Annotated in this window: 26 protein-coding genes and 1 pseudogene; 19 read left to right on the top strand and 8 right to left on the bottom strand. The window is 52.8% G+C overall.

The features are described from left to right. Positions 1–55 precede the first annotated feature (55 nt). Positions 56–1,237 carry an MFS transporter TsgA gene (tsgA, locus tag OGX94_RS03740; protein WP_257662223.1) on the bottom strand — a complete coding sequence of 394 codons (1,182 nt, stop codon included), beginning with the start codon at positions 1,235–1,237 and terminating at the stop codon, positions 56–58. Positions 1,238–1,501: 264 nt separating this feature from the next. Between tsgA and ppiA the strand changes: the two genes are divergently transcribed. From ppiA to argD, 5 genes are all read left to right on the top strand, one after another. After that, the gene (gene ppiA, locus OGX94_RS03735; protein WP_003023595.1) at positions 1,502–2,074 is read left to right on the top strand and encodes a peptidylprolyl isomerase A; all 573 of its coding nucleotides are present in this window, start codon (positions 1,502–1,504) and stop codon (positions 2,072–2,074) included. Positions 2,075–2,180: 106 nt separating this feature from the next. After that, entirely contained in the window at positions 2,181–2,348 is a 168-nt protein-coding gene (ficA, locus tag OGX94_RS03730; protein WP_003827708.1) for a FicA/YhfG family antitoxin, read from the top strand. Next, the gene (locus OGX94_RS03725; protein WP_003827710.1) at positions 2,338–2,940 is read left to right on the top strand and encodes a putative adenosine monophosphate-protein transferase Fic; all 603 of its coding nucleotides are present in this window, start codon (positions 2,338–2,340) and stop codon (positions 2,938–2,940) included. The genes ficA and OGX94_RS03725 overlap by 11 nt, the downstream gene beginning before the upstream one ends. Before the next feature lie 31 nt (positions 2,941–2,971). Beyond that, positions 2,972–3,535 (top strand): aminodeoxychorismate synthase component 2, encoded by a 564-nt coding sequence (pabA, locus tag OGX94_RS03720; protein WP_003827711.1) that lies wholly within the window; start codon positions 2,972–2,974, stop codon positions 3,533–3,535. 85 nt (positions 3,536–3,620) lie between these two features. Next, the gene (gene argD / locus OGX94_RS03715; protein ID WP_126956353.1) at positions 3,621–4,838 is read left to right on the top strand and encodes a bifunctional acetylornithine/succinyldiaminopimelate transaminase; all 1,218 of its coding nucleotides are present in this window, start codon (positions 3,621–3,623) and stop codon (positions 4,836–4,838) included. A gap of 70 nt (positions 4,839–4,908) precedes the next feature. Here the strand turns inward: argD and OGX94_RS03710 are convergent, their stop codons facing one another. Both OGX94_RS03710 and crp read right to left on the bottom strand, forming a co-directional pair. Continuing rightward, positions 4,909–6,996, bottom strand: coding sequence for a YccS/YhfK family putative transporter (locus OGX94_RS03710; protein ID WP_008786302.1), 2,088 nt, complete (start codon positions 6,994–6,996; stop codon positions 4,909–4,911). 51 nt (positions 6,997–7,047) lie between these two features. Beyond that, complete coding sequence (gene crp / locus OGX94_RS03705; RefSeq protein ID WP_000242758.1) at positions 7,048–7,680, bottom strand: cAMP-activated global transcriptional regulator CRP; 633 nt, start codon at positions 7,678–7,680, stop codon at positions 7,048–7,050. Between the two features lie 308 nt (positions 7,681–7,988). Here crp and OGX94_RS03700 point away from each other — a divergent pair, with 308 nt between their 5' ends. Then, positions 7,989–8,396 (top strand): OsmC family protein, encoded by a 408-nt coding sequence (locus tag OGX94_RS03700; RefSeq protein WP_003827750.1) that lies wholly within the window; start codon positions 7,989–7,991, stop codon positions 8,394–8,396. Positions 8,397–8,489: 93 nt separating this feature from the next. Here OGX94_RS03700 and OGX94_RS03695 read toward each other — a convergent pair whose 3' ends face one another. The 4 genes and pseudogenes from OGX94_RS03695 to OGX94_RS03680 all read right to left on the bottom strand — a co-directional run bounded on the left by OGX94_RS03695 (position 8,490) and on the right by OGX94_RS03680 (position 12,773). Beyond that, positions 8,490–9,359: a phosphoribulokinase gene (locus OGX94_RS03695; protein WP_003827751.1), complete on the bottom strand. Its 870-nt coding sequence runs from the start codon at positions 9,357–9,359 to the stop codon at positions 8,490–8,492. Between the two features lie 53 nt (positions 9,360–9,412). Next, positions 9,413–9,631, bottom strand: a complete 219-nt coding sequence (locus tag OGX94_RS03690) for a YheU family protein (protein ID WP_003023615.1) — start codon at positions 9,629–9,631, stop codon at positions 9,413–9,415. Further along, a pseudogene (locus OGX94_RS03685) lies at positions 9,628–10,696 on the bottom strand (hydrolase). The gene OGX94_RS03690 and the pseudogene OGX94_RS03685 overlap by 4 nt, the downstream one beginning before the upstream one ends. A 175-nt stretch (positions 10,697–10,871) precedes the next feature. Then, positions 10,872–12,773, bottom strand: coding sequence for an ABC transporter ATP-binding protein (locus OGX94_RS03680; RefSeq protein WP_286568742.1), 1,902 nt, complete (start codon positions 12,771–12,773; stop codon positions 10,872–10,874). Between the two features lie 132 nt (positions 12,774–12,905). Between OGX94_RS03680 and kefG the strand changes: the two genes are divergently transcribed. From kefG to slyD, 4 genes are all read left to right on the top strand, one after another. Then, positions 12,906–13,457: a glutathione-regulated potassium-efflux system ancillary protein KefG gene (gene kefG / locus OGX94_RS03675; protein ID WP_003023629.1), complete on the top strand. Its 552-nt coding sequence runs from the start codon at positions 12,906–12,908 to the stop codon at positions 13,455–13,457. After that, entirely contained in the window at positions 13,457–15,262 is a 1,806-nt protein-coding gene (kefB, locus tag OGX94_RS03670; protein ID WP_003827759.1) for a glutathione-regulated potassium-efflux system protein KefB, read from the top strand. Before kefG ends, kefB begins: the two co-directional genes overlap by 1 nt. A 9-nt stretch (positions 15,263–15,271) precedes the next feature. Further along, positions 15,272–15,472 (top strand): YheV family putative zinc ribbon protein, encoded by a 201-nt coding sequence (locus OGX94_RS03665; RefSeq protein WP_003023632.1) that lies wholly within the window; start codon positions 15,272–15,274, stop codon positions 15,470–15,472. Positions 15,473–15,566: 94 nt separating this feature from the next. Next, positions 15,567–16,166, top strand: a complete 600-nt coding sequence (slyD, locus tag OGX94_RS03660; protein ID WP_257662224.1) for a peptidylprolyl isomerase — start codon at positions 15,567–15,569, stop codon at positions 16,164–16,166. Between the two features lie 113 nt (positions 16,167–16,279). Here the strand turns inward: slyD and OGX94_RS03655 are convergent, their stop codons facing one another. Then, positions 16,280–16,498 (bottom strand): protein SlyX, encoded by a 219-nt coding sequence (locus OGX94_RS03655; RefSeq protein ID WP_003023639.1) that lies wholly within the window; start codon positions 16,496–16,498, stop codon positions 16,280–16,282. Positions 16,499–16,730: 232 nt separating this feature from the next. On the opposite strand from OGX94_RS03655, the gene fkpA reads away from it, so the two are divergent. The 9 genes from fkpA to tuf form a co-directional block, all read left to right on the top strand. Beyond that, positions 16,731–17,549: an FKBP-type peptidyl-prolyl cis-trans isomerase gene (gene fkpA / locus OGX94_RS03650; RefSeq protein ID WP_063941375.1), complete on the top strand. Its 819-nt coding sequence runs from the start codon at positions 16,731–16,733 to the stop codon at positions 17,547–17,549. A gap of 167 nt (positions 17,550–17,716) precedes the next feature. Beyond that, positions 17,717–18,439, top strand: a complete 723-nt coding sequence (locus tag OGX94_RS03645; RefSeq protein WP_003023643.1) for a helix-turn-helix transcriptional regulator — start codon at positions 17,717–17,719, stop codon at positions 18,437–18,439. Further along, positions 18,439–18,825: a sulfurtransferase complex subunit TusD gene (gene tusD / locus OGX94_RS03640; protein ID WP_257662225.1), complete on the top strand. Its 387-nt coding sequence runs from the start codon at positions 18,439–18,441 to the stop codon at positions 18,823–18,825. Before OGX94_RS03645 ends, tusD begins: the two co-directional genes overlap by 1 nt. After that, positions 18,825–19,184, top strand: coding sequence for a sulfurtransferase complex subunit TusC (tusC, locus tag OGX94_RS03635; protein WP_257662226.1), 360 nt, complete (start codon positions 18,825–18,827; stop codon positions 19,182–19,184). Before tusD ends, tusC begins: the two co-directional genes overlap by 1 nt. A gap of 7 nt (positions 19,185–19,191) precedes the next feature. Further along, positions 19,192–19,479 (top strand): sulfurtransferase complex subunit TusB, encoded by a 288-nt coding sequence (gene tusB, locus OGX94_RS03630; RefSeq protein WP_003023651.1) that lies wholly within the window; start codon positions 19,192–19,194, stop codon positions 19,477–19,479. Between the two features lie 125 nt (positions 19,480–19,604). Beyond that, positions 19,605–19,979, top strand: coding sequence for a 30S ribosomal protein S12 (gene rpsL / locus OGX94_RS03625; protein ID WP_003023654.1), 375 nt, complete (start codon positions 19,605–19,607; stop codon positions 19,977–19,979). Between the two features lie 95 nt (positions 19,980–20,074). Then, complete coding sequence (gene rpsG / locus OGX94_RS03620) at positions 20,075–20,545, top strand: 30S ribosomal protein S7 (RefSeq protein ID WP_003023657.1); 471 nt, start codon at positions 20,075–20,077, stop codon at positions 20,543–20,545. 96 nt (positions 20,546–20,641) lie between these two features. Further along, on the top strand, positions 20,642–22,756 hold the full coding sequence (gene fusA / locus OGX94_RS03615; RefSeq protein WP_003023659.1) for an elongation factor G: 2,115 nt from the start codon (positions 20,642–20,644) through the stop codon (positions 22,754–22,756). Positions 22,757–22,825: 69 nt separating this feature from the next. Further along, positions 22,826–23,922, top strand: a 1,097-nt coding sequence (gene tuf, locus OGX94_RS03610; RefSeq protein WP_118262821.1) for an elongation factor Tu, incomplete at its 3' end; no start/stop codon positions are given.

The following is a 23,922-nucleotide window of genomic DNA, read 5'->3' as shown; positions in this document are numbered from 1 at the left end:
AGAAGAGAGGAGGAGAAAATATGCCGGATGATGTGGATACCATCCGGCAGTGAGATTAATGCGCTGCTGGGGCGTTATGCTGGCGATGACGCGTGACGAATCCAAGAATAAAGCACATCACGAATACAACCGCATACAAGCCGTTAGCCGTTTGCAATGCCGCCTGCGGGCCGCTGTGTGCCACGATAGGGCCGGTGACGACGAAAGTGAGCATAGTGCCGATGGTGCCGCAGGTCAGAACGAAGTTAACCAGTTTGGGTGAGGCGACCTTCGTCTGCTGGGAGCCAAGGGTAATGATGGTGGTATAAATCGCGCTGGAGAAGAAGCCCAGCGTCATAATAAACCACGGCATATGCTTTGGCGTACCGGTGATAAACAGATACATCAGGACGGTAGCCAGACCCGCCAGTACGGTCAGGATGCGCTGCAAATCGAAGAAACGCAGAATAAAGCTAAATGCCCACATGCCAACCATGTAAGACATCCAGAAGTCGCTGACCAGTTTACCCGCATCGTTCAGGCTCATGCCCAGACTTTTGGCGAACTCCGGGACCCAGGAGATAAAACCCAACTGACCGAGGATGTAGCACAGTGCAGCGATCGCCAGAAACAGCACGCCTATCCCCCATTTTTCTTTTACTACCGGCGCGTCTGACTGCTGAGCGTGTTTACCCAGTGCCGGGAATTCACAACCGAAGGTCAGCAGGAAAATGGCGACGTATACGAGGCCGATGCAGGCATAGACCCAATACCATTCGATGCTGCGCGCTAACAAGAACGCGGCAACCATCGGGAAAATCATGCCGGCCATGCTGAAGAAAGAGTCAGTAAACAGCAGGCGGGAACCGCGCTGGCGACCTTCATACATTTGAGTTACCAGGAACGTACCAATCGACATGGTAATACCGCTCACCAGACCCAATACAAACATGGCGGCGGAGAACAAGGCCAGGCTATGGCTGAACATCAGTCCGGCAACGGCCAGTACCATCAGGATAAAGCCGAAGCGCAACTGGGTTTTCAGTGGCACGATTTCCATTAACCATGCATTCAGAAAGATAGAGATCAGAATGCCGGCATTCAGGAAGGTGAAGGTGTTACTCATGCTGGAAACGGGCAAATGGAAGTAATCTGCGATGTTTCCCATCACCATCCCGGTGACAATTACCAACGCACCTGTCAGGGCGTAGGAGAGAAAGCTAATCCATGTGAGCTTGATGCGATTGCTGTTAGTCATGACTGGCCTGTATAGAAGTGTAAGGCGCATTGACTGCGCCGTGAGCGGGCAGATTTTAGGCGTTTTAGTGACGCATTTAAATATTTATTGGTAATAACTTGGTGCGTTACATTTTTCTATGTGATCTTGATCACATTGATGCTTGCAGCCATGAGGTTACATTTGTTTCAGGTACGTAAAATTAAGTAAAGGGATGGCCTTGTCCTTGAAGGCTCTTTAGAATCAATTCACTTGCTTCATTTCTGCTCTTGTTAAGGAATTCTCATGCTCAAATCGACTCTGGCGGCTGTTGCAGCTGTTCTCGCTCTTTCTGCTCTCTCTCCCGCAGCACTGGCAGCAAAAGGTGATCCACATGTTCTGCTGACAACCTCTGCTGGTAACATTGAGCTGGAGCTGAACAGTCAGAAAGCCCCGGTTTCAGTGCAAAACTTTGTCGATTATGTCAACAGTGGTTTCTATAACAACACCACGTTCCACCGTGTGATCCCAGGCTTCATGGTGCAGGGCGGCGGTTTTACCGAGCAGATGCAGCAGAAGAAACCTAATCCGCCAATCAAGAATGAAGCCGATAACGGACTGCGTAACACTCGCGGCACGATTGCTATGGCGCGTACAGCGGATAAAGACAGCGCGACCAGCCAGTTCTTTATCAACATTGCAGATAACGCTTTCCTCGATCACGGCCAGCGTGACTTTGGCTACGCTGTTTTTGGTAAAGTTGTGAAAGGTATGGATGTCGCGGATAAGATCTCTCAGGTACAGACCCATGATGTCGGTCCATACCAGAATGTCCCGTCAAAACCGATTGTTATCCTTTCTGCTAAAGTCCTGCCGTAATCGTATCTTGCGCGGGTAGTTCTTGCCCGCGTTCACCCCTCTCTCTGCGTAACCCTAAATTGCTGCTTATACTTGTGGCAAGTGTCGGCTCATTCAGGGAGGTCACGTGAAAAAACTCACCGATAAACAAAAGTCCAGGCTGTGGGAACAACGGCGAAACGCCAATTTCCAGGCCAGCCGACGGCTGGAAGGCGTAGATATTCCGCGGGTTACTCTGAGTGCTGAAGACGCTCTGGCGCGTCTTGAAGAGCTGAGGAGGCACTATGAGCGATAAATTCGGTGATGGTCGCGACCCGTATTTATATCCGGGCCTGAATGTCATGCGTAACCGTCTGGGGATTCATCAGGCGCAGCGTTTAGCGCAGGCGGCTTATGAACTGACAGCGCTGCGTGCGGCGACTATCGAATTGGGGCCGCTTAAACGGGGCTTACCGCACCTGTGCGCCATTCATCGCCAGCTGTATCGGGATATTTTTGACTGGGCGGGACTCCTGCGCGAAGTCGATATTTACCAGGGCGATACTCGCTTTTGCCATTTCGCCTATATCGAGAAAGAGGGCAATGCGCTGATGCAGGACCTGGAAGATGAGTCCTGGCTGGTGGGATTGCCGGAAGACAAGTTTGTCGATCGTCTTGCGCACTATTATTGCGAAATCAATGTGCTGCATCCGTTTCGCATTGGCAGTGGCCTGGCGCAGCGTATTTTCTTCGAACAGTTAGCGATTCATGCCGGATATATGCTGAGCTGGGATGGCATTCCGGTTGAAGAGTGGAATCAGGCTAATCAGAGCGGGGCGATGGGTGACCTGTCTGCATTGCGGGCGATATTTCGTAAAGTGGTAAGCGAAGCCCCGGAAACTGAGTAGAATAGCGCGGTTCTTATGTACCGGAGCCGCCATGATCCTGCTTATTGATAACTATGATTCTTTTACCTGGAACCTGTACCAATACTTCTGCGAACTGGGCGCTGATGTCCTTGTCCGGCGCAACGACGATCTGACGCTGGCGCAAATCGACGCGCTGAACCCGCAAAAAATCGTGATTTCCCCTGGGCCATGCACGCCGGATGACGCCGGTATCTCACTGGACGTTATTCGTCATTTCGCCGGTAAGCTTCCCTTGTTGGGTGTTTGTCTTGGTCACCAGGCGATGGCGCAGGCCTTTGGCGCGAACGTAGTTCGGGCGGCTAAAGTGATGCACGGTAAAACCTCGCCGATTACCCATACCGGGCAGGGTGTTTTTCAGGGACTCGCTAACCCATTAACGGTGACGCGCTACCACTCTCTGGTGGTTGCCCCTGAGACGCTTCCCGAGTGCTTTGAGGTAACAGCCTGGAGTGAAACGCAGGAGATAATGGGCATTCGTCACCGCGAGTGGGATATGGAAGGGGTACAGTTTCACCCAGAGAGTATTCTCAGCGAACAGGGGCATCAGCTACTGGCTAATTTCCTCAATCGCTGATTTGTAGTTGCTATTCAGTGATTTTTTATTCATATTTTGTGATTATAATTTCACTGGCGTTTCTGCTTAACAGGGTGGTAATGACATGGCAACTGAACAAACTGCAATTACGCGTGCGACATTCGATGAAGTGATTCTGCCGATTTATGCACCGGCTGAGTTTATCCCGGTAAAAGGAAAAGGGAGTCGAGTGTGGGATCAACAGGGCAAAGAGTATGTTGATTTCGCGGGCGGCATTGCAGTGACCGCGTTAGGGCATTGCCATCCGGCATTGGTTGAGGCGTTAAAAACTCAGGGCGAAACCCTGTGGCATACCAGCAACGTTTTTACCAACGAACCGGCGTTGCGCTTAGGCCGTAAAATTATTGATGCGACCTTTGCCGAGCGCGTGCTGTTCATGAACTCCGGTACTGAAGCCAACGAAACCGCCTTTAAGCTGGCGCGCCACTATGCCTGCGTGCGTCATAGCCCGTTCAAAACCAAAATCATTGCCTTCCATAATGCGTTTCACGGCCGTTCGCTGTTTACCGTATCCGTTGGCGGGCAGCCGAAATACTCCGACGGCTTTGGGCCAAAACCGGCGGATATCATCCATGTCCCGTTTAACGATCTGCATGCGGTCAAAGCGGTGATGGACGATCACACCTGCGCGGTGGTGGTTGAGCCTATTCAGGGAGAGGGCGGCGTCACTGCGGCAACGCCGGAATTCCTGCAAGGTTTGCGTGAACTTTGTGACCAGCACCAGGCGCTGTTGGTATTTGATGAAGTGCAGAGCGGGATGGGGCGTACCGGCGATTTGTTTGCCTATATGCACTACGGCGTGACGCCGGATATCCTCACCAGCGCGAAGGCGCTCGGTGGCGGCTTCCCGGTGAGCGCGGTGTTGACCACTCAAGAGATTGCCTCCGCGTTCCACGTGGGTTCGCACGGCTCCACTTACGGCGGTAACCCGCTGGCCTGCGCGGTAGCGGGGGCAGCGTTTGATATCATCAACACGCCGGACGTGCTGGGAGGCATTCAGGCCCGGCGTCAGGCGTTTGTCCAGCATTTGCGCAAGATTGATCAACAGTTCGACATTTTCAGCGATATTCGCGGGATGGGGCTGCTGATTGGCGCCGAGCTGAAGCCGCAGTTTAAAGGCCGGGCGCGCGATTTCCTCTATGCCGCCGCGCACGAAGGCGTGATGGTACTGAACGCCGGGCCAGACGTAATGCGTTTCGCGCCGTCGCTGGTGGTGGAGCAGGCGGATATCGATGAAGGGATGCAGCGCTTCGCGCAGGCGGTAGCGAAAGTGGTGGGCTGATTGCCGGATGGCGTACAGGGTAAGCTGTGATTCGTAGGCCGGATAAGCGTAGCGCATCCGGCAGTCGAGCTTAACCCTTCATATCCCGCAACCGGCGGCTCAGCCAGATCCCGTGGTGCGGTCGCTGACGCCATGCTACCGACGAAATAGTATGCATGGTGTTCAGATGCCCAAGAACCCGCTGCAGATGCTGCTCAAGGGTGCTTAACGGACCATGGGACAGCATCTCTGGCGCTTCGAGAATATTCACATCTCCCGAGCTTCCCGGCCCATCATATTCCAGCCGTTGCTGACAGCGCTGGAGCGCAATTTCACAGGACTCCAGATACCGCTGCGCCAAATCCGGCGTCAGCATCGTATGTTCCCTTGCCAGCGTGGTCATCGCGTTGATGTGTTCGACGATGAACTGGCTGTGCGTGACCCACAGTTTCATGTCTGCAAGGTAGTGCGAGTTAAATCCTGGCTCCTGCATTGCCTGGTTCAGCGAGTTGAACAGCGTGTTTTGCGTCTGGTTGACCCGCATGCGCTGATACGCCAGCGGCGTGGCCTGTGGATCGTTGCTGAGGATCAGACGAATGGCCTCCTGGTCGGCTTCTAACGCATCGTGGGCGTTCTTACGCAGCAGACCGCTCTGCCACTGTGGCCACAGCCAGAGCGTGCCGCCAAAGGCGATTAAGCAGCCAATGACCGTATCGACAAACCGCGGCACGATAAACTCTTCCCCGTTCAGCGTCAGCAGTTGCAGGGTGTATACCGCCGTTACCGTAAAACCGACGGTAGCCCAGCCGTAGTTTTTACGGATGATCAGATAGCTCACCAGGGTGATCAGCAGCATGGCCGCCAGCGTGAAACCTTCGGGAATATGAAAGTGCAACGTGACGCCGGCAATAACCAGTCCAACGAGCGTACCTACGGAACGGTGTAAGATGCGCACCCGGGTCGCCCCGTAGCCATTTTGCGTAACAAACAGGACTGTCATCAAAATCCAGTAAGGCTTTGGCAGGTGTAAGGCGCTGCCCATCAGGCTGGCGATACTCAACATAACGCTGATGCGTCCGGCATTGCGCAGCGCTGGGGATTTCAACGACAGGTAGTTTTTCAGGGCAGGGATCAGCGGCAACCGACGCTGCTTGTCAGCCATTAAGTCACGGGCATACAGCGGACGCTGGGTCCGTAGCACGCGGGCAATACGGCTGAAGTGCCAGTAGCAAAATTGCCCCACCGGATTGTCCGGATGCTGCCTGGCGATTTTCTCCAGCGTGCCAATCTGCTTTTCCATCGAGAAACGGGTCGGCAAGCGGTGATACAAAATATCATCGGCCAGTACCCGAAGGCGTTCGGCGACGGTTCGCGCGTTCCAGCGAATTACCTGCTCCGCGTGGCTACGCTCAACCAGTTTTTGCACTTCTTCTGGCTGGTGGAGGCTAACGGAAATATGCTCCTGTAAATCCAGCGCCTCCTGAAAGGCTCGCAGCAGTCGTTTGTATTCGTTGTTGTGATGTGCCGACAGCATATGCATTTGCTGATAGCACTGGGTAATCAGATCCACTGCCTTTTGTTGGCGAACCAGCAGGGGAGGCAGCGCTTTTTCTGGGTCGGCATGCTGGGTCAGCATGCTGTACTTGGCTTCACAGTAATCGGCTAATTCACGGTACAGCAAGCTGAGCGATTCGCGGAGCGGTTGCTCGCGCCACATCCAGAACCAGAACCAGTTGAACAGGCCGTACCATAACGTGCCCAGCGCGTAGATCAGCAGTGGCTCCCAGACGGGCATATTCCCGGCCAGGCTGAGCGTGAAAATCGCCGCGATAAGCGAGGCTGGCAGTAATCGCGCATGCAAAGGGCTTAGCTCGGCGGTTACGCCAAGAATCAGCGTCAGGCCGGTGAGGATCAATGGTAACGGTATAGTTTGCGCAAGCAGTAACTGCATGATCAAACTGCACCCGGCAAACAGCGATGCACCAATGACTAAGCGTTTGAAAAAGCGCTTGTGCGGAGTATCAAGACCGGCAATGTTGCAGCAGGCAGGGACGAGGGAAAAGAGAAGCCCCAAATGAAGCTGACCGATGATCAGACCAACAGCCACAGGTAAACATAGCACCAGCGTTTGTCGTAGTGCGTAGTTGATCTCTGGGTGGTATATCAGTCTTCGCCACATCGGAGTAAACAAAAGTGGCGCATTACTGGGTAACGCGCCACTTCGATGGGGTTAACGCGTGCCGTAGACGACGATGGTCTTACCGTGCGCGGAGATCAGGTTCTGATCTTCCAGCATCTTCAGAATACGACCGACGGTCTCACGGGAACAGCCAACGATCTGGCCGATTTCCTGACGGGTGATTTTAATCTGCATGCCGTCCGGGTGGGTCATCGCATCAGGCTGTTTCGCCAGATTCAGCAGAGTCTGCGCGATACGACCGGTTACGTCGAGGAAGGCAAGGTTGCCCACTTTTTCAGACGTGACCTGCAGACGACGAGCCATCTGAGAAGACAGGCGCATCAGAATATCCGGGTTGACCTGGATTAATTGGCGAAATTTTTTGTAGGAAATTTCAGCGACTTCACATGCGGTTTTGGCACGTACCCAGGCGCTACGTTCCTGACCTTCTTCGAAGAGGCCTAATTCACCAATAAAATCACCCTGATTCAGATAAGAAAGGATCATTTCTTTCCCTTCTTCATCTTTGATCAGCACTGCCACGGAGCCTTTAACGATGTAATACAACGTTTCCGCTTTTTCACCCTGGTGAATCAGCGTGCTCTTCGATGGGTACTTATGAATATGGCAATGAGACAAGAACCATTCGAGAGTCGGGTCTGTTTGCGGTTTGCCAAGCACCATGCGCGGTTATCCTCTGTTATAAGCTGTCTCCAGAGCCAGAAAACGACGCTGCCTCTGGGTTTGCAAAAATATGCTTCCCGCTACCTGGGAAAGGGGCTGTCAAAAATATACTGCAGCCTGTAATGTGATGTCCTCTGCATACATGCAGTACGTCAATGTATTACTGTAGCATCCCGTCTGTTTTAGCATAGCTTTCGCCGTGTGTCTCCTGGTGTCTCGCTTCAGCATGACGCAGGTCGCCTTCCGTTGCGAGAATTGTTATGTGCGCGTAATCTGTCAGGAAAATTGAAACATTGGAGTTACGAAATATGCAAGCGCGTGTAAAGTGGGTTGAGGGGTTAACCTTCCTCGGTGAGTCCGCCTCTGGTCACCAAATTTTGATGGACGGTAACTCCGGTGATAAAGCGCCGAGCCCGATGGAAATGGTATTAATGGCTGCTGGCGGTTGTAGCGCAATTGATGTTGTATCGATCCTGCAAAAGGGTCGTCAGGATGTGACCAACTGCGAAGTGAAACTGACTTCAGAGCGTCGTGATGAAGCGCCGCGCCTGTTTACCCACATCAACCTGCATTTCATCGTAACGGGTAACGATCTGAAAGATGCGTCTGTCTCCCGCGCCGTCGATCTTTCAGCGGAAAAATACTGCTCCGTAGCGTTGATGCTGGAAAAGGCAGTGAATATTACCCATTCCTATGAAGTGGTTGCTGCTGCGTGATGCCATGCCTGATGGTGTTTCACTTATCAGGCCTACAGGATATAAACGCGTAGGCCGGATAAGGCATCAGCCGCCATCAGGCAAAAGACTAAATCACTCGATCTTCTTACCTTCCATCAGTCGCTGTACCAGCGGCAGCATAATCAACTCCATCGCCAGACCCATCTTGCCGCCAGGTACGACTAACGTATTGATATGGGAAATGAATGAGCCCTGCAGCATGGCCAGTAACCACGGGAAGTCGATCCCTTCCAGGTTACGAAAATGAATCACGACAAAGCTTTCATCCAGTGACGGAATACTCTTAGCGGCAAAGGGATTAGAGGTATCGACGGTCGGTACGCGCTGGAAGTTAATATGCGTCCGGGAAAACTGCGGCGTGATGTAATTGATGTAATCGTCCATTGAGCGCACCACCGAGTCCATCACCGCTTCACGCGAATGGCCACGCTCGCTGGTATCGCGAGTCAGCTTCTGGATCCATTCCAGGTTTACGATAGGTACCACGCCAACCAGCAGATCAACATGCCGGGCCACGTTTTGCTGCGGGGTGACGACACCACCGTGCAGCCCTTCGTAGAACAGTACATCCGTCGGTTCAGGCAGCGGCTGCCAGGGCGTGAATGTCCCCGGAACCTGGTTCCATGGTACGGCCTCATCGTAAGTGTGCAGATATTTTCGCGACTGGCCTTTGCCCGTCTGACCGTATTCGATGAAGGTTTGTTCCAGCAAGCCGAAGTCATTAGCTTCGGGGCCAAAATAGCTGATATGCCGCCCGGCATCGCGTGCTTTGCGAATCGCCATATCCATTTCCGGACGGGTATAGCGATGAAAACTGTCACCTTCCACCTCGGCGGCGCGCAGATTTAACTGCGCGAAAATTTTACGAAACGCGAGGCTGGTGGTAGTGGTCCCCGCGCCGCTGGATCCTGTTACCGCAATCACCGGATGTTTGGCAGACATAACAACTCCATGAAATGGTTGTAATTATAGTAAAGTCGGCCGGCGGCTACGGATTACTCGTGAATCTGCTTCCTCGGCATAATGTTGACCGTTTCATGCAGTTCAGACCACACCAGCACGGCTTCACCTGATTGTAGTTGGCGTTTGACGTCGGCGACTTTTTGTTCGAGCGAGCGTTCATGTTCACCATAATCGGTGCCTTCGCGCAAGACAAAGCTTTCAATCAAATTGTCCAGCGCGTCCGGGGAGATATCTTGCCATGGGATAATCATGATGATGCCTCCAGATACGTTGTCAGCCAGTCCGGGATTCTTGATTCCAGCCACATCTCAGGACGGCGCACCGTGCCACCTATAAATCCGACGTGGCCGCCGTGTTCAGTAAGCTGGTACTCCACCTGTGAGGGCAGATTTTCCGGTTTCGGGATCACATGATGATCCATAAACGGATCGTCTTTCGCATGGATAATCAGCGTTGGTTTGGCGATCCGATTGAGCAACGGCATGGCGCTGCACTGGCGGTAATAGTCTATAGCATCGGCGAAACCGTGGATTTTGGCAGTGATTAGATCGTCAAAATCGCGAATGCGGCGCAAAGATTTCAACTGGGCCAGACTCACCGGCAGCGAACCTGGATAAGCTTCAAGCTTACGTGAGGCATTGGCTTTCAACAGATTGAGCAGGTAGCGCTGGTAGACCCGGGAGAAGCCCTTGTCCATATGGTAGCTACAGGCTTCGAGCACGAAAGGTGCAGAAACGATAACTGCCGCATCTATCGGAATATCGTTGCCTTCTTTTGCCAGCAGGCAAGCCAGCATGTTTCCACCGAGTGAATAACCTACCGCCGCGGTCGGTACGCGACCGAACTCACGCTCCAGCCAGTGTAAAAACCAGGTGCCATCTTCTGTTTCGCCCGAGTGATAAATGCGGTTCAGACGATTGGGTTCGCCGCTGCAGCCGCGAAAATGCATTACCACGCCCAGCCAGCCGCGCTTTTGTGCTGCTTCAATCAGGCCATGTGCGTAGGGGCTGTTTAGACTGCCTTCCAGACCGTGAAAAACCACCAGGCGCGGTTTGTGTTTCGCCTGTTGCGGATCTTCGCTCCACGCCAGATCGACGAAATCACCGTCGGGCAATTCCAGACGCTGCCAGTGGGCGTCGAACTTCACCTTGCGGCGAATTAAACGCGGCAGCATCGTCTGCAGATGGCGGTTACTGATACCGCGCATCGGGCGGAATTCTCGCGAATCGTCGGTAGGTGGGGTCATTTCTGTGGACGTGATTTCAACCATAACACCGGAGCAATTAATAATCGGAAAGAGTAACTATACCGCGCACAGCGCGTGCGGGTTAGCCAATATGTGATTTTGTCGCTAGTTAGTCAGCAGGTTACGCGAGATTGGGTCACAACTACGTCAACGAAACGTAGGCCTGATAAGACGCGCGAGCGTCCTCATCAGGCATTTTCGGCTCTGGCGCCGGATGGCAGCTTCGCCTTCTCCGGCAATCATGACTACTCGGCGAGCATTTGCTCAAGCTGCTCCTGAGCCTCCAGCCAGGCCATTTCACACTCTTCCAGCCCGGATTTCGCACTGGCCTGCTGCTGCAAACAGGCGGTAAGTTCGGCTTTGCGACTTTGGTCGTACAGTTCGCTGTCGCCGAGTTTTTCTTCCGCCTGCGCCAGCTGTGCGTGCAGTTTCTCCATCTCTTTTTCCAGACGGGTAATCTCTTTACGCAGCGGCTGCGTCAGGGAGCGCAGTTCCGCTTCGCGGCGCTTCTGGTCTTTACGCGCCTGGGCGCTGTTAACGCTCTCTTTCGCCGGTTCGTCGCCCTGGTTTTCCTGTTTCTGGACATCGCTCAGCCACTGCTGATAATCCTCCAGATCGCCATCAAACGGCTCGACTTTCTTGTCGTGTACCAGATAGAGGTCGTCGGTGGTGGAGCGGATCAGGTGACGGTCGTGCGAGACGACAACCAGCGCACCTTCAAAGTCGATCAGCGCCTCGGTCAGCGCCTGACGCATATCCAAGTCCAGGTGGTTGGTCGGTTCATCGAGCAGCAGTAGGTTAGGGCGCTGCCAGACGATCAACGCCAGCACCAGACGCGCTTTTTCGCCACCGGAGAAGCGGCGTGTCTCTTCGCTGACTTTATCGCCCTGGAAGCCGAATCCACCCAGGTAGTCACGCAGTTTCTGTTCCAACTCCTGCGGTGCCATGCGTGCCAGATGCTGAATGGGTGATTCATCGGCGCGTAAAAACTCCAGCTGGTGCTGCGCGAAGTAGCCCAGCTTGATGCCTTTCGCCAGGCCAATCTCGCCGCTGATAGGGGCCAGTTCTCCGGCCAGCAGCTTAATCAGCGTCGATTTACCCGCGCCGTTGCGACCGAGCAGGCCGATGCGGGAACCCGGCACCAGATTCAGTTTGATCGAATCGAGAATGACGCGATCGCCGTAGCCAGCGCTGACCTTTTCCATCTTCAGCAGCGGGTTTGGCAGGCTTTCCGGCTCACGGAAGCTGAAGTGGAACGGGTTGTCCACGTGCGCTGGGGCAATCAGCTCCATGCGTTCCAGCATTTTGATACGGCTCTGTGCCTGCTTCGCTTTCGTTGCTTTAGCGCGGAAACGATCGATATAGCTTTGCAGATGCGCCACGCGCTCCTGCTGGCTTTCGTACATTGCCTGTTGCTGTGCGAGGCGCGTCGCACGCTGGATTTCAAACGCGCTGTAGTTGCCGGTGTACTCGAACATGGTTTGCTGTTCGATATGAATAATTTTATCTACAACCGGATCGAGGAAGTCGCGATCGTGGGAGATCAAAATCAGCGTACCCTGATAGCTTTTCAGCCATCTTTCCAGCCAGATCACCGCGTCGAGATCGAGGTGGTTGGTGGGTTCATCGAGCAGCAGTAGGTCTGAACGGCAAATCAGCGCCTGGGCCAGGTTGAGACGCATACGCCAGCCACCGGAGAAGTCGCTGACCGGGCGCTCAAGCTGTTCGTTGGAGAAGCCGAGGCCATGCAGCAGGCTGGCGGCGCGTGAGCGCACAGTCCAGGCGTCGATGGCATCCAGCTTGCCATGGACAGTGGCAATGGCATGTCCATCGTTACGTTCGTTAGCGTCGTTCAACTGCGCTTCCAGTTGACGATACTCGCGGTCGCCGTCAATGACGTACTCCAGCGCGGGCTGTGGCAACGCAGGCGTTTCCTGATTCACCCACACGAGCTGCCAGTTTCCCGGATAGGTAAATCCTCCAGCGTCGGCGCTGAGTTCATTTTTCAGCAATGCCAGCAGGGTAGATTTACCGCAGCCATTTTTACCCACCAGGCCAACCTTCTGCCCTGGATTAATGGTGGCCGTGGCATTGTCCAGCAAGACGCGCACGCCGCGACGAATTTGTAACGATGAGAAAACAATCATAAGGCGCCGTATGTTCAGACTATGTTAATTTATCATTATGATAATGTAATGTGCGGGCCGTTTGCCGCACCGAGGCGCAATGGTAGCCCAAAACGTCGAAAATAGACAAAAGACAAAACCGGGAGGGGGATGATGTTCCAGCCAGCGAAAGTCTTGCTGCTGTATGCCCATCCGGAATCTCAGGACTCGGTCGCGAACCGTGTTCTGCTTAAACCGGCCATGCAGCTCAGCAATGTTACCGTGCACGACCTTTACGCGCACTATCCTGATTTTTTTATCGATATTCCGCATGAACAGGCGCTGCTGCGTGAGCATGATGTGATTGTTTTTCAGCACCCACTCTATACCTATAGCTGTCCGGCGCTGTTAAAGGAATGGCTTGACCGCGTACTGAGCCGCGGATTTGCCAGCGGTCCCGGAGGGAATCAACTGGCGGGAAAGTACTGGCGTAGCGTTATCACTACCGGAGAACCGGAAAGTGCCTACCGCTATGACGCGCTAAACCGTTATCCAATGAGCGATGTGCTGCGTCCTTTCGAGCTAACGGCCGGTATGTGCCGCATGCACTGGATGAGCCCAATTATCGTTTACTGGGCCAGACGGCAAACGAAGCAGGAGCTGGACAGCCATGCGAAAGCGTATGGTGACTGGCTGGCGAATCCGATCCCTGTGGGAGGCCGCTAATGGAAGGTTCTGATTTATTGACAGCGGGAGTGTTGTTCCTCTTCGCGGCGGTGGCTGCAGTTCCCCTTGCCTCAAAGCTGGGTATCGGTCCTGTGCTGGGTTACTTGCTGGCGGGTATTGCTATCGGCCCGTGGGGATTAGGATTCATCAGCGATGTGGATGAAATTCTGCATTTCTCCGAGCTGGGCGTAGTCTTTCTGATGTTCATCATTGGGCTGGAACTTAATCCCGCCAAACTGTGGCAACTGCGGCGTTCAATTTTTGGCGTCGGTGCCGCGCAGGTGATGCTGAGCGCGGTGGTGCTGGCCGGATTATTGATGCTCACTGCGTTCTCCTGGCAGGCGGCAGTGGTTGGCGGCATTGGTCTGGCGATGTCATCGACCGCTATGGCGCTACAGTTGATGCGCGAAAAAGGCATGAACCGCAGTGAATCCGGACAACTGGGTTTTTCGGTACTGCTGTTTCAGGATCTGGCGGTGATCCCCGCGCTGGCACTGGTTCCGCTGCTGGCGGGTTCTGCTGACGAACATTTTGACTGGATCAAAGTGGGAATGAAGGTGCTGGCCTTTGCCGGCATGCTGATTGGCGGTCGCTATTTGCTGCGTCCGGTTTTCCGCTTTATTGCGGATTCTGGCGTGCGGGAAGTGTTCACCGCTGCCACGCTGCTGTTGGTGCTGGGTTCTGCTCTATTTATGGATGCGCTGGGGCTGTCAATGGCGCTGGGAACGTTTATCGCGGGCGTGCTGCTGGCGGAAAGCGAATACCGACATGAGCTGGAAACGGCAATCGATCCGTTTAAAGGCCTGTTGCTCGGGCTGTTTTTTATCTCCGTTGGCATGTCGCTCAACCTCGGCGTGCTCTACACCCATATTCTGTGGGTGGCAGCGAGCGTGATAGTGCTGGTGGTCGTAAAAATGCTGGTGCTGTATGTGCTGGCGCGTCTTAACGGCATGAGAAGCTCTGAACGGATGCAATTTGCCGGGGTTTTAAGTCAGGGTGGTGAATTCGCTTTCGTGCTGTTTTCAACGGCATCCTCGCAACGGCTGTTTCAGGGCGACCAAATGGCGTTGCTGCTGGTGACCGTCACGCTGTCGATGATGACCACACCGCTGGTGATGAAGCTGATTGATAAATGGCTCTCCCGCCAGTTTAACGGCACGGATGAGGAAGATGAAAAACCCTGGGTGGAAGATGATAAACCGCAGGTGATTGTGGTGGGGTTTGGGCGTTTTGGTCAGGTTATTGGTCGCCTGTTGATGGCCAATAAAATGCGCATTACCGTTCTGGAGCGGGATATCAGCGCGGTGAATCTGATGCGTAAATATGGCTATAAGGTTTATTACGGTGATGCCACGCAGGTGGAACTGTTGCGCTCCGCAGGGGCAGAGGCGGCGCAATCTATTGTTATTACGTGTAATGAGCCTGAAGACACCATGAAACTGGTGGAACTGTGCCAACAGTATTTTCCGCATTTGCATATTCTTGCGCGAGCGCGCGGACGTGTAGAGGCACATGAGTTATTACAGGCTGGTGTGACGCAGTTTTCCCGCGAAACGTTCTCCAGTGCGCTGGAATTGGGGCGTAAAACGCTGGTTACACTGGGAATGCATCCGCACCAGGCTCAGCGCGCTCAGCTGCATTTTCGGCGGCTGGATATGCGCATGCTGCGGGAACTGATCCCCATGCATACAGATACGGTACAAATCTCTCGAGCCAGGGAAGCCCGACGCGAGCTGGAGGAAATTTTCCAACGAGAGATGCAGCAAGAGCGACGTCAGTTGGATGGCTGGGATGAATTTGAGTAGAGGATAACCATGGCAATTCGTAAACGTTTTATCGCAGGTGCAAAATGTCCGTCCTGCCAGTCGCAGGATACGCTGGCGATGTGGCGCGAAAATAATATCGATATTGTTGAGTGTGTTAAGTGCGGTCATCAGATGCGGGAAGCGGATAAAGAGGCGCGCGAGCACGTTCGCAAAGAAGAGCAAGTGATCGGGATTTTTCATCCGGACTAGCGATATGGCGCAGCTTTTTTTAAGCTAGAGGGTACACGGGTGCAGAATTCCGCTACAATCTGCGCCACTATTCTTTCCATGCTCAGGAGATATCATGAAAGTAGCAAAGGACCTGGTGGTCAGCCTGGCCTATCAGGTACGTACAGAAGACGGTGTGTTGGTTGATGAGTCTCCGGTGAGTGCACCGCTGGACTACCTGCATGGTCACGGTTCCCTGATTTCTGGCCTGGAAACAGCGCTGGACGGTCATGAAGTTGGCGACAAATTCGATGTTGCTGTTGGCGCAAACGACGCATACGGTCAGTACGACGAAAACCTGGTGCAGCGCGTTCCTAAAGACGTCTTCATGGGCGTTGACGAACTGCAGGTTGGCATGCGTTTCCTGGCTGAAACTGACCAGGGTCCAGTACCGGTAGAAATTACCGAAGTGGAAGACGACCACGTTGTGGTTGACGGTAACCACATGCTGGCTGGCCAGAATCTGAAATTCAACGTAGAAGTTGTTGCTATCCGCGAAGCGACCGAAGAAGAACTGGCTCACGGCCACGTTCACGGTGCGCACGGTCACGACCACGATCATGACCACGGTCATGACGGTTGCTGCGGTGGCCACGACCATGGTCACGAGCACGGTGGCGAAGGCTGCTGCGGCGGTAGCGGTAAAGGTAACGGCGGCGGCTGCGGTTGCCACTGATCGGTATGATTGCCTGATGGCGCTACGCTTATCAGGTCTACCGTAGGCCGGATAAGACGTTTACGTCGTCATCCGGCACAAAAAAGCGGGGATATCCCCGCTTTTTTTACGTCTCAATAATGTGGCGGCGGGGTCTCTTCAGACTGCGACGCAATGTGGGACGGCTGCGTTGCTTTGAGCTTTTCTGTCAGCAGACGCAGATGGTCGCGCAGTTTGGCCATTTCCAGTTCATGCGCGGTCACCGTCACGTTGAGCTCTTCAATGGTGATCTCCTGAAATGCCAGGCGACTTTCCAGTTCAGCCAAGCGAGTTTCCATTGTTGTATCCTGCATGATTCACCTCTTTCTTTTTTCTCCGGCAGATCGCGGACTGCGGCGAATTCTACTTAACTTTGCCTGTTTGCACAGCACTCAATCTTCGGTAACGAAACTAATTTAAACAAAAAGAGTCTGAAAAGTGGTGATAATAGGGCGTGCCTGTATGTTGATTTGTTCTGCAACGCTTTATAGTACATTTTTATGTTAGCTAACCCTGGGGTGAGATGCCCCGGCCCTGGAGATATGGATGAAATCACTGTTTAAAGTAACGCTGCTGGCGACCACAATGGCTGTTGCTCTGCATGCCCCGATCACCTTCGCTGCTGATGCTGCGAAACCAGCCGCTACTGCTGACAGCAAAGCAGCATTCAAGAATGACGACCAAAAAGCCGCTTACGCGCTGGGCGCGTCCCTGGGTCGTTATATGGAAAACTCTCTGAAAGAGCAGGAAAAACTGGGCATCAAACTGGATAAAGATCAGCTGATCGCTGGTGTTCAGGATGCGTTTGCAGACAAGAGCAAACTGTCTGACCAGGAAATCGAACAAACTCTGCAGGCGTTTGAAGCGCGCGTGAAGAGCTCCGCTCAGGCGAAAATGGAAAAAGACGCGGCTGACAACGAAGCCAAAGGTAAAGTTTACCGCGAGAAATTTGCTAAAGAGAAAGGCGTTAAAACCTCTTCTACTGGCCTGGTCTACAAAGTAGAGAAAGAAGGTACTGGCGCTGCACCGAAAGACAGCGATACCGTGGTAGTCAACTACAAAGGTACGCTGATCGATGGTAAAGAGTTTGATAACTCCTACACCCGTGGTGAGCCGCTGTCTTTCCGTCTTGACGGTGTAATCCCTGGTTGGACTGAAGGCCTGAAAAACATCAAGAAAGGCGGCAAAATCCAGCTGGTTATCCCACCGGATCTGGCTTACGGCAAAACCGGCGTCCCGGGTATTCCGGCCAACTCTACGCTGGTCTTTGATGTTGAACTGTTAGACATCAAACCGGCACCGAAAGCTGACGCGCAGCCAGATGCTGCACCGGCAGAGAAAGCTGCAGACAGCAGCAAAAAATAAGCTAACAAAAACCGCCGCCCACAGGGCGGCGGTTTTTTATTATCGACAGGATATAATTAATACTGGAAAGCGCCTTGTGCGCTGTATTACTTTAGATGCCCCTATAATAGTGATGAGCCTGCCCTGACAACATAACGACAGGCTCCTGAAAAGGAGTGCTTTTTTTCATGTCCAGGTCGCTTTTAACCAACGAAACCAGTGAGCTAGATTTGCTGGATCAACGTCCTTTCGATCAAACCGACTTCGATATCCTCAAATCCTACGAAGCGGTAGTGGACGGGTTGGCGATGCTCATTGGTTCCCATTGTGAAATCGTATTGCACTCTTTGCAGGATTTGAAATGCTCGGCCATCCGCATTGCTAACGGTGAACATACGGGCCGTAAAATTGGCTCACCGATTACCGACCTTGCGTTGCGTATGCTGCATGATATGACGGGTGCGGATAGCAGCGTGTCGAAGTGTTACTTCACACGTGCGAAAAGCGGTGTCTTGATGAAGTCGGTGACGATTGCCATTCGCAACCGTGAGCATCGCGTGATTGGTCTGCTGTGCATCAACATGAACCTTGATGTTCCTTTCTCGCAGATAATGAATACCTTTATCCCACCGGAAACCCCGGAAGTGGGCTCTGCCGTCAACTTCGCTTCTTCGGTGGAAGATCTGGTTACCCAGACGCTGGAATTCACGATCGAAGAAGTAAATGCCGATCGCAATGTTTCCAACAACGCGAAGAACCGCCAGATCGTCCTGAATTTATATGAGAAAGGCATCTTCGATATTAAAGATGCCATCAACCAGGTCGCCGATCGGCTGAACATCTCCAAACATACGGTCTACCTCTATATTCGTCAGTTCAAAAGCGGCGATTTCCAGGGGCAAGACAAGTAATGCGTTTTGCCATCATGGTGACAGGGCCTGCTTATGGCACGCAGCAGGCGAGTAGCGCGTTGCAATTTGCTCATGCGCTTCTCGAAGAAGGGCATGAGTTATGCAGCGTCTTTTTCTATCGTGAAGGTGTATATAACGCCAATTTCCTGACTTCACCCGCCAGTGATGAATATGATCTGGTGCGGGCCTGGCAACAGCTGAACCAACAGCATGGTGTAACGCTGAATATCTGCGTGGCGGCGGCGTTGCGTCGCGGCGTTGTTGATGAAACTGAGGCAAAGCGGCTGGGGCTGACAGGGGCTAATTTACAACCAGGTTTTAACCTCAGCGGGCTTGGATCGCTGGCTGAGGCATCCCTGACCTGCGATCGCGTGGTGCAGTTCTGATGAAACGTGTTGCTTTTGTTTTTTCTACCGTACCGCACGGCAGCGCATCAGGCCGTGAAGGATTAGATGCATTGCTGGCGACATCTGCATTAACGGAAGACCTCGGCGTGTTTTTTATCGGCGATGGCGTCTTTCAAATCCTCCAGGGACAACAACCGGATGCCGTGCTGGCGCGAGACTATATCTCGACCTTTAAACTGTTAGGGTTGTACGATATCGATCAATGTTGGCTGTGCGCCGCTTCATTACGCGAGCGGGGCCTTCTGCAGGGGGGGAATTTTGTGGTCGATGCGACAGCGCTTGAACCGGAAGATTTACGCCGTGAGTTAGGCAACTTTGACGTCATTTTAAGGTTTTGAGACTCTCATGCTGCACACACTACATCGCTCCGCGTGGCTTACCGATTTCTCCTCTCTTCTTCGCCTGATAGATAAAGACGATGAACTTTTATTGCTCCAGGATGGTGTGACGGCGGCAATTGAAGGCAGCCGTTTCCTTGAAAGTCTGCAAAATGCCTCCATTAAGGTCTATGTACTGGAAGAAGACATTAAGGCCCGCGGGTTGAGTGGTCAAATTTCAGACAGTGTCGTCAGGGTTAGCTATACTGACTTCGTCAGACTTACGGTGAAGCATCCCAGCCAGATGTCCTGGTAATTGTGGGATCGTTGTATATTTCTTGACACCTTTTCGACACCGACCTAAAATTCTGCGTCCTCATATTGTATGAGGTCGTTTTATTACGTGTTTACGAAGCAAAAGCTAAAACCAGGAGCTATTTAATGGCAACAGTTAACCAGCTGGTACGCAAACCACGTGCACGCAAAGTTGCAAAAAGCAACGTGCCTGCGCTGGAAGCATGCCCGCAGAAACGTGGCGTATGTACTCGTGTATATACTACCACTCCTAAAAAACCGAACTCCGCACTGCGTAAAGTTTGCCGTGTTCGTCTGACTAACGGTTTTGAAGTGACTTCCTACATCGGTGGTGAAGGTCACAACCTGCAGGAGCACTCCGTGATCCTGATCCGTGGCGGTCGTGTAAAAGACCTCCCGGGTGTTCGTTACCACACCGTTCGTGGTGCGCTTGACTGCTCCGGCGTTAAAGACCGTAAGCAATCACGCTCCAAGTATGGCGTGAAACGTCCTAAGGCTTAATGGTTCTCCGTTAAGTAAGGCCAAACGTTTTATATTAATGTCAAACTAAACTCTTAGAGTTTTGGACAATCCTGAATTAACAACGGAGTATTTCCATGCCACGTCGTCGCGTCATTGGTCAGCGTAAAATTCTGCCGGATCCGAAGTTCGGATCAGAACTGCTGGCTAAATTTGTAAATATCCTGATGGTAGATGGTAAAAAATCTACTGCCGAAACTATCGTATACAGCGCGCTGGAGACCCTGGCTCAGCGTTCTGGTAAAAACGAACTGGAAGCTTTCGAAGTAGCTCTCGAAAACGTGCGCCCGACTGTCGAAGTTAAGTCTCGCCGCGTTGGTGGTTCTACTTATCAGGTACCAGTTGAAGTCCGTCCGGTCCGTCGTAATGCTCTGGCAATGCGTTGGATCGTTGAAGCTGCTCGTAAACGCGGTGATAAATCCATGGCTCTGCGCCTGGCGAACGAACTTTCTGATGCTGCAGAAAACAAAGGTACTGCAGTTAAGAAACGTGAAGACGTTCACCGTATGGCAGAAGCCAACAAGGCGTTCGCACACTACCGTTGGTAATCCCTTCGGAGTTTTAGTCACCAGGCGGGCGCTTCTAGTAAGCAGCCCGCTTTGGGCTACTTAAATTGAACGCCTAAAAGATAAACGAGGAATCAAATGGCTCGTACAACACCCATCGCGCGCTACCGTAACATCGGTATCAGTGCGCACATCGACGCCGGTAAAACCACTACTACCGAACGTATTCTGTTCTACACCGGTGTAAACCATAAAATCGGTGAAGTTCATGACGGCGCAGCCACCATGGACTGGATGGAGCAGGAGCAGGAACGTGGTATTACTATCACCTCCGCAGCGACTACTGCATTCTGGTCTGGTATGGCTAAGCAGTATGAACCGCATCGCGTAAACATCATCGACACCCCGGGGCACGTTGACTTTACTATCGAAGTAGAACGTTCCATGCGTGTGCTTGATGGTGCAGTAATGGTTTACTGCGCAGTTGGTGGTGTTCAGCCTCAGTCTGAAACCGTATGGCGTCAGGCAAACAAATATAAAGTTCCGCGCATTGCGTTCGTTAACAAAATGGACCGTATGGGTGCGAACTTCCTGAAAGTTGTTGGTCAGATCAAAACCCGTCTGGGCGCGAACCCTGTTCCGCTGCAGCTGGCAATTGGCGCTGAAGAAGCGTTCACCGGTGTTGTTGACCTGGTGAAAATGAAAGCCATCAACTGGAACGAAGAAGATGCAGGTGTAACCTTCACTTATGAAGATATCCCGGCTGACATGCAGGAACTGGCTGAAGAATGGCACCAGAACCTGATCGAGTCCGCTGCAGAAGCTTCAGAAGAGCTGATGGAGAAATACCTGGGTGGTGAAGAACTGACTGAAGAAGAGATCAAAAAAGCTCTGCGTCAGCGCGTTCTGAACAACGAAATCATCCTGGTAACCTGTGGTTCTGCGTTCAAGAACAAAGGTGTTCAGGCGATGCTGGATGCGGTAATTGATTACCTGCCATCCCCAGTAGACGTACCTGCGATCAACGGTATTCTGGACGACGGTAAAGATACTCCTGCTGAGCGTCATGCTAGCGATGACGAGCCGTTTGCTGCTCTGGCATTCAAAATCGCTACCGACCCGTTCGTGGGTAACCTGACCTTCTTCCGTGTGTACTCTGGTGTGGTTAACTCCGGTGACACCATCCTGAACTCCGTGAAAACTGCACGTGAACGTTTCGGCCGTATCGTACAGATGCACGCTAACAAACGTGAAGAGATCAAAGAAGTTCGCGCGGGCGATATCGCTGCTGCAATCGGTCTGAAAGACGTGACCACTGGTGACACTCTGTGTGACCCGGATCACCCGATCATTCTGGAACGTATGGAATTCCCTGAGCCGGTAATTTCCATCGCGGTAGAACCGAAAACCAAAGCTGACCAGGAAAAAATGGGTCTGGCTCTGGGCCGTCTGGCGAAAGAAGACCCGTCATTCCGCGTATGGACTGACGAAGAATCTAACCAGACCATTATCGCTGGTATGGGTGAGCTGCACCTCGACATCATCGTTGACCGTATGAAGCGTGAATTCAACGTTGAAGCGAACGTCGGTAAACCTCAGGTTGCTTACCGTGAAGCGATTCGCGCGAAAGTTACCGATATCGAAGGTAAACACGCTAAGCAGTCTGGTGGTCGCGGTCAGTACGGTCATGTTGTTATCGACATGTACCCGCTGGAGCCGGGTTCAAACCCGAAAGGCTACGAGTTCATCAACGACATCAAAGGTGGTGTAATTCCTGGCGAATACATCCCGGCCGTTGATAAAGGCATCCAGGAACAGCTGAAATCTGGCCCGCTGGCTGGTTACCCGGTTGTTGATCTGGGCGTGCGTCTGCACTTCGGTTCTTACCATGACGTTGACTCCTCTGAGCTGGCGTTTAAACTGGCCGCTTCTATCGCCTTCAAAGATGGCTTTAAGAAAGCGAAACCAGTTCTGCTTGAGCCTATCATGAAGGTTGAAGTAGAGACTCCGGAAGAGAACACCGGTGACGTAATCGGTGACTTGAGCCGCCGTCGTGGTATGCTTCGTGGTCAGGAATCCAACGTCACTGGCGTTGTTATCCATGCTGAAGTTCCGCTGTCTGAAATGTTCGGATATGCAACCCAGCTGCGTTCTCTGACCAAAGGCCGTGCTTCTTACTCCATGGAGTTCCTGAAGTACGACGATGCGCCGAACAACGTTGCTCAGGCCGTTATTGAAGCCCGTGGTAAATAATCCACAGGATTAAAACCTAAGTCCCGTGCTCTCTCCATAGGGGAGAGCACTATAGTAAGGAATATAGCCGTGTCTAAAGAAAAATTTGAACGTACAAAACCGCACGTTAACGTCGGCACCATCGGCCACGTTGACCACGGTAAAACTACCCTGACCGCTGCAATCACTACCGTACTGGCTAAAACCTACGGCGGTGCTGCTCGTGCATTCGACCAGATCGATAACGCGCCGGAAGAAAAAGCTCGTGGTATCACCATCAACACTTCTCACGTTGAATATGACACCCCGACTCGCCACTACGCACACGTAGACTGCCCGGGCCACGCCGACTATGTTAAAAACATGATCACCGGTGCTGCGCAGATGGACGGCGCGATCCTGGTTGTTGCTGCGACTGACGGCCCGATGCCGCAGACTCGTGAGCACATCCTGCTGGGTCGTCAGGTAGGCGTTCCGTACATCATCGTGTTCCTGAACAAATGCGACATGGTTGATGACGAAGAGCTGCTGGAACTGGTAGAAATGGAAGTTCGTGAACTTCTGTCTCAGTACGATTTCCCAGGCGACGACACTCCGATCGTTCGTGGTTCTGCTCTGAAAGCGCTGGAAGGCGAAGCAGAGTGGGAAGCGAAAATCATCGAACTGGCTGGCTTCCTGGATTCTTACATCCCAGAACCAGAGCGTGCGATTGACAAGCCGTTCCTGCTGCCTATCGAAGACGTATTCTCCATCTCCGGTCGTGGTACCGTTGTTACCGGTCGTGTAGAGCGCGGTATCATCAAAGTTGGTGAAGAAGTTGAAATCGTTGGTATCAAAGAGACTGCTAAGTCTACCTGTACTGGCGTTGAAATGTTCCGCAAACTGCTGGACGAAGGCCGTGCTGGTGAGAACGTTGGTGTTCTGCTGCGTGGTATCAAACGTGAAGAAATCGAACGTGGTCAGGTACTGGCTAAGCCGGGCTCTATCAAGCCGCACACCAAGTTCGAATCTGAAGTGTACATTCTGTCCAAAGACGAAGGCGGCCGTCATACTCCGTTCTTCAAAGGCTACCGTCCGCAGTTCTACTTCCGTACTACTGACGTGACTGGTACCATCGAACTGCCGGAAGGCGTAGAGATGGTAATGCCGGGCGACAACATCAAAATGGTTGTTACCCTGATCCACCC

The organism is Citrobacter sp. Cpo037 (assembly GCF_030332945.1).
Classification (GTDB): domain Bacteria; phylum Pseudomonadota; class Gammaproteobacteria; order Enterobacterales; family Enterobacteriaceae; genus Citrobacter; species Citrobacter portucalensis.
Note: the sequence above shows the minus strand (reverse complement) of the source record. Positions and strands in the feature narration are given on the sequence as shown.

Bases quoted from the DNA above. Each gene is read 5' to 3' on its own strand.
- tsgA (WP_257662223.1), bottom strand. From the start codon at position 1,237: ATGACTAACAGCAATCGCATCAAGCTCACATGGATTAGCTTTCTCTCC.
- ppiA (WP_003023595.1), top strand. From the start codon at position 1,502: ATGCTCAAATCGACTCTGGCGGCTGTTGCAGCTGTTCTCGCTCTTTCT.
- OGX94_RS03725 (WP_003827710.1), top strand. From the start codon at position 2,338: ATGAGCGATAAATTCGGTGATGGTCGCGACCCGTATTTATATCCGGGC.
- pabA (WP_003827711.1), top strand. From the start codon at position 2,972: ATGATCCTGCTTATTGATAACTATGATTCTTTTACCTGGAACCTGTAC.
- argD (WP_126956353.1), top strand. From the start codon at position 3,621: ATGGCAACTGAACAAACTGCAATTACGCGTGCGACATTCGATGAAGTG.
- OGX94_RS03710 (WP_008786302.1), bottom strand. From the start codon at position 6,996: ATGTGGCGAAGACTGATATACCACCCAGAGATCAACTACGCACTACGA.
- crp (WP_000242758.1), bottom strand. From the start codon at position 7,680: ATGGTGCTTGGCAAACCGCAAACAGACCCGACTCTCGAATGGTTCTTG.
- OGX94_RS03700 (WP_003827750.1), top strand. From the start codon at position 7,989: ATGCAAGCGCGTGTAAAGTGGGTTGAGGGGTTAACCTTCCTCGGTGAG.
- OGX94_RS03695 (WP_003827751.1), bottom strand. From the start codon at position 9,359: ATGTCTGCCAAACATCCGGTGATTGCGGTAACAGGATCCAGCGGCGCG.
- OGX94_RS03690 (WP_003023615.1), bottom strand. From the start codon at position 9,631: ATGATTATCCCATGGCAAGATATCTCCCCGGACGCGCTGGACAATTTG.
- OGX94_RS03680 (WP_286568742.1), bottom strand. From the start codon at position 12,773: ATGATTGTTTTCTCATCGTTACAAATTCGTCGCGGCGTGCGCGTCTTG.
- kefG (WP_003023629.1), top strand. From the start codon at position 12,906: ATGTTCCAGCCAGCGAAAGTCTTGCTGCTGTATGCCCATCCGGAATCT.
- kefB (WP_003827759.1), top strand. From the start codon at position 13,457: ATGGAAGGTTCTGATTTATTGACAGCGGGAGTGTTGTTCCTCTTCGCG.
- OGX94_RS03665 (WP_003023632.1), top strand. From the start codon at position 15,272: ATGGCAATTCGTAAACGTTTTATCGCAGGTGCAAAATGTCCGTCCTGC.
- slyD (WP_257662224.1), top strand. From the start codon at position 15,567: ATGAAAGTAGCAAAGGACCTGGTGGTCAGCCTGGCCTATCAGGTACGT.
- OGX94_RS03655 (WP_003023639.1), bottom strand. From the start codon at position 16,498: ATGCAGGATACAACAATGGAAACTCGCTTGGCTGAACTGGAAAGTCGC.
- fkpA (WP_063941375.1), top strand. From the start codon at position 16,731: ATGAAATCACTGTTTAAAGTAACGCTGCTGGCGACCACAATGGCTGTT.
- OGX94_RS03645 (WP_003023643.1), top strand. From the start codon at position 17,717: ATGTCCAGGTCGCTTTTAACCAACGAAACCAGTGAGCTAGATTTGCTG.
- tusD (WP_257662225.1), top strand. From the start codon at position 18,439: ATGCGTTTTGCCATCATGGTGACAGGGCCTGCTTATGGCACGCAGCAG.
- tusC (WP_257662226.1), top strand. From the start codon at position 18,825: ATGAAACGTGTTGCTTTTGTTTTTTCTACCGTACCGCACGGCAGCGCA.
- tusB (WP_003023651.1), top strand. From the start codon at position 19,192: ATGCTGCACACACTACATCGCTCCGCGTGGCTTACCGATTTCTCCTCT.
- rpsL (WP_003023654.1), top strand. From the start codon at position 19,605: ATGGCAACAGTTAACCAGCTGGTACGCAAACCACGTGCACGCAAAGTT.
- rpsG (WP_003023657.1), top strand. From the start codon at position 20,075: ATGCCACGTCGTCGCGTCATTGGTCAGCGTAAAATTCTGCCGGATCCG.
- fusA (WP_003023659.1), top strand. From the start codon at position 20,642: ATGGCTCGTACAACACCCATCGCGCGCTACCGTAACATCGGTATCAGT.